At 35.6% G+C, this 12,229-nt stretch carries 12 protein-coding genes; 2 read left to right on the forward strand and 10 right to left on the reverse strand.

The window, feature by feature from the left end:
- The first annotated feature begins 102 nt into the window (after positions 1 to 102).
- Both ABC228_RS04095 and ABC228_RS04100 read left to right on the forward strand, forming a co-directional pair.
- A complete protein-coding gene (locus ABC228_RS04095) occupies positions 103 to 561 on the forward strand; it encodes a hypothetical protein (RefSeq protein ID WP_345823809.1) in 459 nt (152 codons plus the stop codon).
- A 671-nt stretch (positions 562 to 1,232) separates the two neighbouring features.
- Positions 1,233 to 1,748 carry a CBO0543 family protein gene (locus tag ABC228_RS04100; RefSeq protein WP_345823810.1) on the forward strand — a complete coding sequence of 172 codons (516 nt, stop codon included), beginning with the start codon at positions 1,233 to 1,235 and terminating at the stop codon, positions 1,746 to 1,748.
- Between the two features lie 275 nt (positions 1,749 to 2,023).
- On the opposite strand, the gene ABC228_RS04105 is transcribed toward ABC228_RS04100, so the two are convergent.
- The 10 genes from ABC228_RS04105 to mutL all read right to left on the reverse strand — a co-directional run bounded on the left by ABC228_RS04105 (position 2,024) and on the right by mutL (position 12,219).
- Positions 2,024 to 2,479, reverse strand: a complete 456-nt coding sequence (locus ABC228_RS04105; RefSeq protein ID WP_345823811.1) for a DUF4279 domain-containing protein — start codon at positions 2,477 to 2,479, stop codon at positions 2,024 to 2,026.
- Positions 2,480 to 3,121: 642 nt separating this feature from the next.
- Positions 3,122 to 4,453, reverse strand: a complete 1,332-nt coding sequence (gene glnA, locus ABC228_RS04110) for a type I glutamate--ammonia ligase (protein ID WP_345823812.1) — start codon at positions 4,451 to 4,453, stop codon at positions 3,122 to 3,124.
- A 74-nt stretch (positions 4,454 to 4,527) separates the two neighbouring features.
- Positions 4,528 to 4,923, reverse strand: coding sequence for a MerR family transcriptional regulator (locus ABC228_RS04115; protein WP_345823813.1), 396 nt, complete (start codon positions 4,921 to 4,923; stop codon positions 4,528 to 4,530).
- A 97-nt stretch (positions 4,924 to 5,020) separates the two neighbouring features.
- Positions 5,021 to 6,256, reverse strand: a complete 1,236-nt coding sequence (locus tag ABC228_RS04120) for a methionine gamma-lyase family protein (RefSeq protein ID WP_345823814.1) — start codon at positions 6,254 to 6,256, stop codon at positions 5,021 to 5,023.
- The gene (gene hflX, locus ABC228_RS04125; RefSeq protein ID WP_345823815.1) at positions 6,249 to 7,502 is read right to left on the reverse strand and encodes a GTPase HflX; all 1,254 of its coding nucleotides are present in this window, start codon (positions 7,500 to 7,502) and stop codon (positions 6,249 to 6,251) included. The genes ABC228_RS04120 and hflX overlap by 8 nt, the downstream gene beginning before the upstream one ends.
- Before the next feature lie 65 nt (positions 7,503 to 7,567).
- Positions 7,568 to 8,506, reverse strand: a complete 939-nt coding sequence (spoVK, locus tag ABC228_RS04130) for a stage V sporulation protein K (protein ID WP_345823816.1) — start codon at positions 8,504 to 8,506, stop codon at positions 7,568 to 7,570.
- A 112-nt stretch (positions 8,507 to 8,618) separates the two neighbouring features.
- Positions 8,619 to 8,843: an RNA chaperone Hfq gene (gene hfq, locus ABC228_RS04135; protein ID WP_345823817.1), complete on the reverse strand. Its 225-nt coding sequence runs from the start codon at positions 8,841 to 8,843 to the stop codon at positions 8,619 to 8,621.
- Between the two features lie 41 nt (positions 8,844 to 8,884).
- Positions 8,885 to 9,817, reverse strand: coding sequence for a tRNA (adenosine(37)-N6)-dimethylallyltransferase MiaA (gene miaA, locus ABC228_RS04140; protein ID WP_345823818.1), 933 nt, complete (start codon positions 9,815 to 9,817; stop codon positions 8,885 to 8,887).
- A 29-nt stretch (positions 9,818 to 9,846) separates the two neighbouring features.
- Positions 9,847 to 10,296: a Dps family protein gene (locus tag ABC228_RS04145; protein WP_345823819.1), complete on the reverse strand. Its 450-nt coding sequence runs from the start codon at positions 10,294 to 10,296 to the stop codon at positions 9,847 to 9,849.
- A 54-nt stretch (positions 10,297 to 10,350) separates the two neighbouring features.
- On the reverse strand, positions 10,351 to 12,219 hold the full coding sequence (mutL, locus tag ABC228_RS04150; protein ID WP_345823820.1) for a DNA mismatch repair endonuclease MutL: 1,869 nt from the start codon (positions 12,217 to 12,219) through the stop codon (positions 10,351 to 10,353).
- Positions 12,220 to 12,229: the final 10 nt, after the last annotated feature.

A 12,229-nucleotide genomic window follows, 5' to 3' on the forward strand; every position in this document is an offset into this window, starting at 1 on the left:
ATACTTTCAACGTGAAAATTCTAATTATTAATGGACTTTAGCAACATAATACACTCTCACAGTGGAATAATAATTGTATTAATTCATCTAAGGAGTTTATTCATGCTACTCTCAGTTACCCTATCACTAACCATACTCTTTATCATCCTTGCTTTTCGTACAAAGAGTCTTCATAAGATAGAAGTTATTACACTAATTGTATTTATCTCTAATCTTTTAAATGAGGCATTTAGTATGGGAGGCTTAAATCTTGGCCAAATAAAAACTTCAGATAATATGGGTTCATTTTTATCATTTATAATATGGTGCGCTGCACTAATACCAGCAATCATGACTTGGATGATTGGGATGACGTTATCACTTCATACTTTCCTTTGGAAAAGCGTCACTATAATATTAGCGTCTTTTGTTTTAGTTGTAGTTGAATTTGCAGCAGAATGGGGCGGAATGATAGAACACCATCAACTATCAATTCCTGGTTTATTGATATTTTGGTTTCTAGTTCTTCTTGCTGTATTAATCTTTCAACGTTTTTATTCAAAACTTTTGAAAGGGGTATAACAATTATATGTTTTTATTACCAATCCATTTTGACGAGAATGAGTGGTTCGTAATAATAGCCCTCTTCCCTCTTATTTTGGGAATTATTTTCTGTCGTAAAGTATTACCCTCCGCGATTACAGTTGCCGTAATTCTTTATTTCGCTTCAATTGGCAAATGGACTGATTACATTATAGGCATTAAGCTTCAACGATACCTTGCTTTAGACACCTTCAAACAAGATTTATTTGACTGGCTATGTTTAGGCGTAGCATACCCACTATTCGGTTATTTTTTTGTGTATTTCTTAGTTAAATGGAAGTTAAAAGGCTTTTATACAACTTTATATATCGTACTTTGGGCTTTCACACTTGTATTCCTGGAATGGGTTGCTTCGATATTCAACGTATTTGTTTACATTAGATGGAACCTAATGTATTCCTTTCTTGTTTATTTATCCGTTTTAATAGTAGCTTTTTACTATTTAAAACTGATCCAACGATATTATAAACATCTCGTAAAAAACAGCTAATCAATATCCTCAGTAGTGTAATTGATTCTTCCGTTCATCCCAATTTGTGTACACCATTAATAATATATTTTATATTTGTTTACAAACTGTCCTGTTTTGAATAAGCCAAATAAACATTTTCAAACATAAAATACCGCTAAATGTTTCAAAGGAGAATTATATGCAAACTTTATTTGTATTGTTTTTTATATTTATAGGGATAATTTTTGGTGTTTGGACTAGATGGAAAGAATTTTATCCAACCTTATTATTTTGGATTATCGCTAACCTGTTATATGATTCTCTATTTCATGATTATAGATTATGGGAATTTATCCCAGTTTGGATTGACAAAATTTTTCTTCCCACCCATACTATTATTTCGGCTGCAATTGCCTTATTAATCTATCCATTTGTTATTGTTGTTTACTTAGGTCGATTTCCTAGAAAAAATTATGTAAAACTATTGTGGATATTACTTTGGGCTTCTATTTTTCAAGGCGTAGAAGTACTAGCGTATTTTAATCAAAGTATCATGCATCACCATGGCTGGACACTTGTCTGGTCCTATATTTTTAACCTTATAACCTTTTCCTTACTCGCTATTCATAAATGGAAACATTGGCTAGCATGGCTATTAGCCATACCAGTTGTCTTTTTTATTTTTCTATATTTCCATGTTCCGATACCGAAATAGTCACTACATCGTCCCTCGGTAATGTAGGTAGTAACTTTCGTTATTCGATTCTTGTATCTAAAAGACGAATCAAAAAATACCGACCTATTTGTAACATATAAGGGCGATATTTTTTAATAATACATTCTATTATTTTGGTCCAGATAGCTTTAATCCAATTCTATCAGAACAACCTTCATACATCGTTAAATATTGATCTCTCCCCGGAAAGGACAGTTCCTTCTATTGCAATAGTAACGTGATATGCCTGGTGGAATTTTGGGGAGTGGGCTTTATTATACTTCTTCTAAATCATCTTCAACAAATCCGGAAACATATTGATCAATTTCAAATTCTGCCCCTATACTAATCGCAAAATCCATTACTTCCAAGGATAATGAATAGCCAGGTGATATTCCATCCTCCACAGAAGTGATGGCACAGAACCAGGGTTCAATTTCCAATTCTCTAATTAACTCCTTGATTGTTCGTACTTTATCTTTAAAAGTACGAACAATCATCTGAGTTACCATTTCAAAATCATATGTTTCAATTCTCCCTGTACTATACATCCAAATTGTATTACTATATTGTCTTTCTGGCAGAGAAGATGTACCGATCTGTTCTCCCTTTTTGGAAGTGCTAGTTGGCGTTACCCTTAACTTATCTGTTACCGTTGAAAGTGAAAAATCATAATTTGGTTCCTTACCAATAAAAGATAAAAATACTTCAACTGATGTTCTATTAGTCATCATTACTCCTTCTTATTTTTCCTATTGAAGAGGGCGAATTTGGTTTGGTGTATATCAATCAAGCGTAGTTTTATAAGATACTCTAGTTGAATTATGTCAAAAGTTTACATTTTTTTATATCCTCCAACAATATTTGAATTCAAGTACTTATTTCTTATTTTTCTTCCCTCCTCTTGTAGGTAATACAATTATTCGTCAGATTTTTCCATTTTCCCTCTTTTTTCAACTTGGGAAAGTAATGAATATTTATTGCATTTAACCACCTATAAACTTTCCTACTTTCCTAACATAAATATCCGTAGTTCTGCAGGAAATATTAATCATGCTGTAAATCAATAGGTCCATACTTTCTTTCTACTCTGTTCAATTAACTATCCATTCGTTACGACTTACACATGGTTTATACTACTAGTAGCTAGTGCATATTTGAAATATGTCCAGAAAAGAGTATTCCATGGCATTTATCAAATTACTTTCGGCGTCTATTCTCATCTCTCCAAGAAATTGGAGCAAAAAAAATACCGCCCATTATTCATAAATGGACGATATTTTTAATTAATATGATATTTGCATTTATTGGGTGCTGGACATGAACAAGACAAAAATCGATTTCATCTAACATAAAACCTTATGATATCAATTTTAATACATTGTTAAATATTGTTCTCTCTCCCAAGGGTGGACAGTTGTTCTAAACATATCCCACTCAATTTCTTTCGCTTCAATATAGTGTTCAAATAAATGCTCCCCTAATGCATTCACAATTACTTCATCTTTCTTAAGCTCTTGTAATGCATCAATTAATGAGGCTGGAAGGTCTTTTACTCCTGCTTCGTCACGCTCTTCTTTATTCATAACATAAATATTGCGATCTACTGCTGGTGGTGGTGTTACACTGTTAGCAATACCATCTAATCCAGCCGCAAGTAATACAGCAAGTGCCATGTATGGGTTAGCTGCTGGGTCAACACTTCTCGCCTCAACACGAGTGCTTAGTCCTCGAGAATTCGGGATACGCATTAGACAGCTTCTGTTTGCTGCGGACCATGCCACATAGCTTGGAGCTTCATATCCAGGAACTAATCGCTTATAAGAGTTAACTGTTGGGTTCGTAACTGCTGTAAATCCAGTTGCATGATTAACAATACCAGCAATAAATTGATATGCTGTTTCACTTAACTCTAGATCACCACTTGGATTATAGAATGAGTTTTCACCATTTTTAAATAGCGACATATTAACATGCATTCCAGAACCATTCACACCAAATAGTGGTTTTGGCATAAACGTGGCATGTAAGTTATGCTTCCTAGCAATTGTTTTTACAACTAACTTAAAGGTTTGAATATCATCTGCATGCTTTAATGCATCTGAATATTTGAAATCAATTTCATGTTGACCTGGAGCAACCTCATGGTGTGAAGCTTCAATTTCGAAGCCCATTTCTTCAAGCTCCAGAACAATATCACGACGACAATTTTCACCTAGGTCTGTTGGTGCTAAGTCAAAATAACCACCATGGTCATTTAATTCTAAAGAAGGGTCTCCTTTTTCATCCAATTTGAATAAGAAGAACTCGGGCTCTGTTCCAATATTAAATGCATCGAAACCAAGTTCTTCCATTTTCTTAAGGTTACGCTTCAAGTTATATCTTGGACAACCTTCAAATGGTTTACCATCAGGACGATAAATATCACAGATAAATCGTGCTACTTTGCCTTTTTCAGAAGTCCATGGGAATACAACAAACGTATCAAGATCTGGGTATAAGTACATATCCGACTCTTCAATACGAACAAACCCTTCAATGGAAGAGCCATCAAACATCATTTTATTATCTAACGCTTTTTCCAACTGACTCAATGGAATTTCAACATTTTTAATGGTACCAAGCATGTCTGTAAATTGTAATCGAATAAATCTCACATTTTCTTCTTTAATTTTTCTTTCAATTTCCTCACGAGTAAAACTCATTAATTTCTCCTCCTAAAAATAAATTATATTCACTAGAGAACTAAGAACTATTATCTTTACTATTCTCTAATTTACTAACGTTTAACAAAAAATCGCGATAATTCACCTTGACGAAGACTAGCTTTTCCAAATCGACCAGCCTCTGTGATCTCATTTCTTAAAATAGTTCTAAGCTCTTTATCCGACAGTTCGGACTTTTTTTGTGCGGATTCCACTGGTTGTACTTTCTCTTCTTCTGTTAATAACAACTTAATACCAGCTAGGTTTAATCCTTTATCAAGGTAATTTTTGATTTCGAGTAGACGATCTACATCATTGAATGAAAATAATCGTTGATTTCCGGAGGTACGCTCTGGACTTATCAAATCATTTTCTTCATAGTAGCGTATTTGCCTTGCGGTCAGTTCTGTTAGTTTCATAACAATACCGATTCCGAACAAAGGCATTGAACGGCGATCTTTATCATTCATGATTATGACCTCCCTTTCATCTAGGTTTATTATAATTGATGTTATGTATTGTGTCAATACATTGTTAGGTAACCTAACACCAAAAAGAAAAGAGCTCCTAAGAACTCTTTTTCGTATGAAGTGCTGCTACTGCTTCTTTTAAAGCGATTTTTACATGTGAATAGGTTAGACCACCCTGCACAAACGCAGTAAAAGGTGCTCTTATTGGACCGTCAGCTGATAATTCAATACTAGAACCTTGTATGAAAGTACCTGCTGCCATAATAACATCATCCTCATATCCAGGCATTTCACTAGGATATGGAGTAACAAAAGAATTTACTGGTGAATTCCTTTGTATAGCTTGGCAAAACGCAACCATTTGATCTGCGGTATTAAAGGTGACAGCTTGTATTAAGTCGGTTCGCTTTTCCTGATAGTGAGGCATGGTCGTAAAACCTAACAATTCTAGAAATCTAGAGGTAAACACTGCCCCTTTAAGTGCTTCTCCAACAACATGAGGCGCTAAGAAAAATCCTTGGTACATCTCCTGTAGTAAATTAAAGGTTGCACCTACTTCTTTCCCTAAACCAGGTGCAGTTAAACGATAAGCACATAATGTTACCAATTCTTCTTTTCCAACGATATAACCACCAGCTCGTACAATTCCACCACCTGGGTTTTTAATAAGAGAGCCCGCAATAATATCAGCTCCAACATGAAGCGGCTCCTTTTCCTCAACAAACTCGCCATAGCAATTATCTACAAATACGATAAGATCTTCACGTATTCCCTTAACAAAATCAACCATTTCAGCAATCTCGTCCACTTGAAAGGAAGGTCGATCTGCGTATCCTTTAGAACGCTGAACGGCTATCATCTTTGTATTTTCATTTATTGCATTTCTTATTTCTGAATAATTAACCGAGCCATTGTCGGTTAACCCTATTTCCTTATATGTAATATTGAATTCTTTTAACGAACCTGTATTTTCACCTCTTGTCCCAATCACTTCTTCTAAGGTGTCATACGGCTTACCGGTAATGTAGATAAGTTCATCGCCAGGTCTTAGTAATCCATATAATACCGTTGTGATTGCATGAGTACCTGATACTAGCTGCGGTCTTACAATTGCTGATTCTCCACCAAAAACTTCTGCATAAACAGCTTCTAACGTATCCCGTCCTATATCATCATAGCCATAGCCACTTGTTGAATTAAAGTGGCTATCACTTACCCGATTTTTTTTAAAGGCTTCTAATACTCGTTTCTGATTTACCTCTACAGTTTGATTGATTTCATCATGAATACTTCGTATGTCTTTTTCTGCTTGTGCTGCTAATTGCTCAATCATGTTTCGATGATTTCTCCTTTACTATGCCTTGGAGCGGATGATCAGGTCGAATATATCCGCTTACCTTATATGTTTCTGAACTTTCTTCATATACTTTTTCTTTAAGTATTGTCTCATGCTCAAAGCGATTGAGCAATTGTCCTTCATCCGCTCCCAGATTAATTAGGAAGGATTCCCAGTTTATTATTATCTCTTCCTCGATTTTATGAAGTAATCGGTTTAAATCATCCTCTAAAAGCGCACTAATCACAATATAAGGGCGGCTCATCGGGATCAAATCCTCTTTTATTAAATCCTTTTTATTGTAAACTGTAAGCATTGGAATGGAACTACTGTTTAGTTCATCTAACAGCTTTAATACGGTATCCTGATGCTGCTCATTATCCGGATGTGAGCCATCGACTACATGTAAAATAAAGTCAGCTTCTTTTACTTCCTCCAGAGTCGAACGGAATGAAGCAATTAGTGACGTTGGTAGCTGTTGGAGGAAACCTACCGTATCTGTTAACAAAGATTGAAAACCAGATGGCAATTGGATTTTTCGTGTTAATGGATCAAGTGTAGCAAACAATTTATTCTCTTCTAGTGAATCACTGTCTGTTAAACGATTAAATATGGTGGATTTACCAGCATTGGTATAACCAACAATTGCAATTTGAAAAACTTCATTCGTTTTTCTGCGCTTTCTGTATTGCTCACGCTGTTTAACAACCTGCTGTAATCTTCTTTTTATATCATCAATTCTTCGTCTAATATGTCGTTGATCCGTCTCTAATTTCGTCTCACCTGGTCCACGGGTTCCAATTCCTGCACCTAACCGTGATAGTTGTGTACCCTGACCGTGTAATCTAGGCAACATATATTGGAGTTGAGCCAATTCTACCTGAAGCTTTCCCTCTTTAGTACGTGCTCGAGCCGCAAATATATCCAAGATTAACTGACTTCGGTCAATAACACGCCTCTCAAAAAATTCACTAAGATTTCTTGATTGACCAGCAGATAACTCATCATTGGAAATGACTAAATCAATCTCGTTCTCTTCAATCGTATCTTTAATTTCTGCCATCTTTCCTTCACCAATATAATAAGCAGGGTGGAGACGATCTCTGTTTTGGGTAACAACGGTAACAACCTTTCCTCCTGCTGTATCGGCCAAGGATACAAGTTCTTCTAGGGATGATTCAAAATAGTCCTCTAGCTGATTGGGTTTTTTTACTGCAATTACTAGTATTTTTTCTTCGTACATAAATTCATTACCTCTCTCTAATCAAGCTTTCATCATTAGTGTATTATCATTCAGAAATGTATAGCTTAAGACCAAACGGATTCGATATTATCTAATCGGAGATCATTTCCTGTTAATAGTATTAGTTCATCTGTAGAAATATTATCCTGATAAAGCAACCTCACAGCTTGCATTCGTATGGAATGCTCTACAACATTCCGAATAAATCGTGCATTTGAAAAATTTCTATCAGTATTATTTTTTTGTTTGTATAAGAAATTTCGTAATTTCCACTCTGCATCCTTGGATAATTGATATTCCCTTTCTCCTGCCATTTGTCTTGCAATTTCCATTAGCTGATCAACCTCATAATCAGGAAATTCTAATATAAATGGAAATCTAGATTTCAAGCCAGGATTTAGAGTTAGAAAACGTTCCATTTCATATGGATAACCCGCTAAGATGAGCACAAAATCATCGCCATTATCCTCCATATGCTTGACAAGTGTGTCGATTGCTTCTTTACCAAAGTCTCTTTCTCCACCACGAGCCAATGAATAAGCTTCATCAATAAATAAGATACCACCTAGAGCCTTTTGTACTAATGCTCTTGTTTTTTGCGCCGTTTGACCAATGTATTCTCCCACCAAGTCTGCTCTTTCCGCTTCGATGAAATGGCCTTTTGATAATAGCTTCATATCAAAGTATATCTTTGCTAGTTTTCTAGCTACTGTTGTTTTTCCTGTTCCTGGATTTCCCTTAAATAACATATGCAGCACTTGTTTCGTATTCGAAAGACCCATCTCACTTCTTTTCTCATTAATGATGATAGTCGCATAAATCTCTTTAATTTTTTGTTTTAAAGTTTCCATCCCAACAAAGTTTGCTAATTCCTGATCGATATGAGAAAAGGGATCTTTTGCCATATATTGATTATGTTTTTCATGTTCAATTTTCGTTGGTTTGTTATCATGTAATACAATATTGATTTGACTATTCTTATTATGAATCCTTTGAGTTCCCAACTTCATCACTCCTTAGTCACCATAGTATACGTTTACCAGGTTAAAGGTGTGACAAATGCCTATACGCTGCTACACAACCAAAAACGAACGCTAAAAAAGCGTTCGTTACAGTTTATTCTTTATCAAGATTTACATTTTTAGCTGGTGCAAATGTGGAAATAGCATGTTTGAAAATTAATTGCTGTTTCCCTTCTGTCTCCAGTAAAACTGTAAAGTTGTCAAATGCTTTGACGATACCTCGTAATTGAAACCCATTTGTTAAGAATACAGTAACCGAAATATGCTCTTTTCTTAATTGGTTCAAATATTGGTCCTGGATATTTACAGATTGTGCCATCGCATTTCCTCCTCTTTTCTGTCTATATTGTATATTTCTACTTATCCATTAAGAAATCCTGCTAAATCAACAAAAATGTCTGAAAATTTCTCGTTGATACTAGACGCGCTGAAATTATACCAATTGACATCCATTTTATTTTTAAACCATGTATATTGACGTTTGGCGTATCGTCTAGAGTTTCGTTTCAATAAATGAATGGAGTCCTCTAAAGCAGCTTCGCCATTAAAATAAGGAATCAATTCTTTATAGCCTATAGCTTTCATTGATTGATAGTTTTCAAATCCTTGTTCCATTAAGGCTTTTACTTCTTCCAATAAACCGTCACGAATCATCATATCAATTCGTAGATTTATCCGCTCATATAAAAGCTCTCGTTCCATTTCTAGTCCAATTAACAGACTGTCATATGGACTGTCCTTGGATTGTTGCTGCTGGTATTCTGTCATGGTGAGACCTGTCTTTTCATATATTTCCAAGGCTCGTATGACACGTCGGTAATTGTTTGGATGAATTCGAGATGCCTGGACAGGGTCTAACCGCTTCAGGCGATTAAACAGTAGCTCAATACCACTTTCTTCCATTTCATTCTCTAATTGTTTTGTTAGTGCGTCATCCCTCTTTTCATTTGAAAAATTATAATCATTGAGTACTGCTTGTATGTATAAACCACTTCCACCCACTATGATTGGGATGTGGTTTCGCGAAGTAATTTCGCTTATATATTTTTGTACGTAGTATTGAAAATCCGCTACAGAGAAATCCTCATTGGGCTCTTTGATGTCAATCATATGATGTGGTATGCCCTGCATTTCTTCCGGCTTAATTTTGGCAGTTCCAATATCCATTCCCTTATATACCTGCATGGAATCTCCACTGATAATCTCGCCATTGATTTTCTTAGCAACTTCAATACTAAGCTTTGTCTTCCCAACAGCTGTCGGTCCAACAATTGCGATAACCTTTTGTTTCATCCTTATTCCCCTAAGATATTAAATACTTTTTATTTATATGCACGATATGCTGATAGCATCCATATGTACTTTTCATAGCTTCCTAGAAGTGATACTAGCAAATCCTTGGTCGGCTCATCACTCCGTTCGTCAGCAAGATGAAAGCCCTGTTCACGAATTTCAGAGATTAATTGCTTATAATCTTCCATTAACTGTTCCATAATCTCATCTTCTTTATCATCTGCATTCGCTTCTACGAGTGTTGCTTCCTTTAGATATTTTGACATTGTTGCTAAAGGCTTTCCATCGATCATTAGAATTCTCTCCGCAACTGTGTCTAAATCACTCGCAAATTTGGAATACATTTCTTCAAACAAGGCGTGAAGCTGAAAAAAGTGTCTACCTTGGATAAACCAATGATATCGATGTAATTTCACATACATGACAAATTGATTTGATAATAACTGATTTAAAAAATTCACTAGTCTTTGGTTTTCCATCTGCACTCCACCTTTTTTTATTATCATTTGCGAAGTGCAGCGGAAATATACCTATTACATGACACGTTTAAACATTTTTTCAAGTTCATAGGTTGTAAAATGGACAATTATTGGTCTGCCATGAGGACAAGTAAATGGATCGGTTGTCCCTCGTAAATCCTCCAGAAGACGAAACATATCATCATGATTCAAGTAGTGATTTGCTTTAATGGATCGTTTGCAAGACATTAATATGGCAGCTTCCTCCCGAATAGCTTCTATATTAATTCGTTCGTCCTGCATGATTTGTTCAATCATTTCTCGAATTACCTCTTCTTCAAAACCTTTCGGAAACCAATTTGGATACGAGCGGATAATGTAACTCTGATTTCCAAAGGTTTCAAAAAATAACCCAACTTTTTCAAGCTCTGTTTTGTAATGGTCAATAAAAATTGATTCCTGCTTTGAGAATTCAAAGGTAATTGGGAACAGCAATTCTTGTACTTCATTAGACGTTTGACCTAACTTATGCTTGAAAAATTCATATTTAATTCGCTCCTGTGCTGCATGCTGATCAATCATATAAAAACCATTATCGTTTTGCGCAAGAATATACGTGCCGTGTAATTGACCAATTGGATACATCTTTGGAACACGTTCATCTTGAGGAACTTGAATATTTTTCTGAGACTCTTCCTTAGTTATAGATTCCTTCGCCAATTCATGAAAATCAGGTTTTTCTTGAGTTTCCTCTACCTTACTTCCGCGGAAGTTATTTTCTACTAAATGCTGATATTGATGATCAGCTTTCTGCTCAGTTTGATTTTGATAAATTGTCTTTTGGTATTTTGATAGCTCGGGTGTTAATTTTGCCTTCGAGCTTGTGGAATCAAAATCAAACGAATTTTGAACGGAAGGTGTTGGTTTTTCTGTTTGTTTTTGTTCAATTTCCGGAATTAGCCGAGTTTGTCTAAAGGTAGAACGAATCAGATCCTCCACTAAACGATATAATTCTTTATCTTTACTAAACCTAGCTTCTAATTTCGTAGGATGGACGTTAACATCAACTAGGATTGGGTCCATCTCAATCGATAATACAACAACTGGAGAACGACCAATTGGTAGAAGCGTGTGGTAGCCTCGTATAATCGCTTGTGTTACTGGAATACTTTTGATATATCTCCCATTCAATATAATGGAAATATATGAACGAGAAGCTCGGGTGATCTCTGGCTTGGCAATGTATCCATTAATCTTAAAATCTAATGTTTCTTCCTGTATTGGTATCATCTTTCTTGCCACACCCATCCCATATATCTGAGCAATCACTTGAAGTATATCGCCTGTTCCGGGCGTCTTAAATAATGGCTTACCATTGTGAGTCGCTTCGAAACGAATCTCTGGATGTGACAAAGCAAGTCTGTTTAATAGATCAGTAATATGTCCTAGCTCCGTATGGATGGTCTTCATATACTTTAACCTGGCTGGAGTATTGTAGAATAGATCCGAAACAATGATTTCTGTGCCTCTTCTCGCATCGCTTTTACTCCGCTCAACTACTTGTCCACCTTCCATTGACAATAAGCTTCCTGCTGAATTACCTTGTGATGTTTTAATGGATAATCTACTTACAGAAGCAATACTAGCTAAAGCTTCACCACGAAATCCTAACGTATTGACATGGAATAAATCTGACTCATTTCGGATTTTACTAGTAGCATGACGCAGGAACGCTCTTTCGACATCATCCTCCGCCATACCCTCACCATCATCCGTTATCTTAATCTGCTCTAATCCCGCTTCTAAAACGTCAACCTTTATCCAGGAGCTATTAGCATCAATACTGTTTTCAATTAATTCTTTCACTACAGACGCAGGCCTTTCTACTACTTCTCCTGCAGCAATTTTATTTGCTAGTGCATCTGGCATTTGGAATATTTTCATTAGAAAGAAC

This window comes from Ornithinibacillus xuwenensis (genome assembly GCF_039614845.1).
Lineage (GTDB): Bacteria > Bacillota > Bacilli > Bacillales > Amphibacillaceae > Ornithinibacillus > Ornithinibacillus xuwenensis.

Bases quoted from the DNA above. Each gene is read 5' to 3' on its own strand.
- mutL (WP_345823820.1), bottom strand. From the start codon at position 12,219: ATGAAAATATTCCAAATGCCAGATGCACTAGCAAATAAAATTGCTGCA.
- ABC228_RS04145 (WP_345823819.1), bottom strand. From the start codon at position 10,296: ATGGAAAACCAAAGACTAGTGAATTTTTTAAATCAGTTATTATCAAAT.
- ABC228_RS04095 (WP_345823809.1), top strand. From the start codon at position 103: ATGCTACTCTCAGTTACCCTATCACTAACCATACTCTTTATCATCCTT.
- hfq (WP_345823817.1), bottom strand. From the start codon at position 8,843: ATGGCACAATCTGTAAATATCCAGGACCAATATTTGAACCAATTAAGA.
- ABC228_RS04115 (WP_345823813.1), bottom strand. From the start codon at position 4,923: ATGAATGATAAAGATCGCCGTTCAATGCCTTTGTTCGGAATCGGTATT.
- glnA (WP_345823812.1), bottom strand. From the start codon at position 4,453: ATGAGTTTTACTCGTGAGGAAATTGAAAGAAAAATTAAAGAAGAAAAT.
- ABC228_RS04100 (WP_345823810.1), top strand. From the start codon at position 1,233: ATGCAAACTTTATTTGTATTGTTTTTTATATTTATAGGGATAATTTTT.
- hflX (WP_345823815.1), bottom strand. From the start codon at position 7,502: ATGTACGAAGAAAAAATACTAGTAATTGCAGTAAAAAAACCCAATCAG.
- miaA (WP_345823818.1), bottom strand. From the start codon at position 9,817: ATGAAACAAAAGGTTATCGCAATTGTTGGACCGACAGCTGTTGGGAAG.
- ABC228_RS04105 (WP_345823811.1), bottom strand. From the start codon at position 2,479: ATGACTAATAGAACATCAGTTGAAGTATTTTTATCTTTTATTGGTAAG.
- ABC228_RS04120 (WP_345823814.1), bottom strand. From the start codon at position 6,256: ATGATTGAGCAATTAGCAGCACAAGCAGAAAAAGACATACGAAGTATT.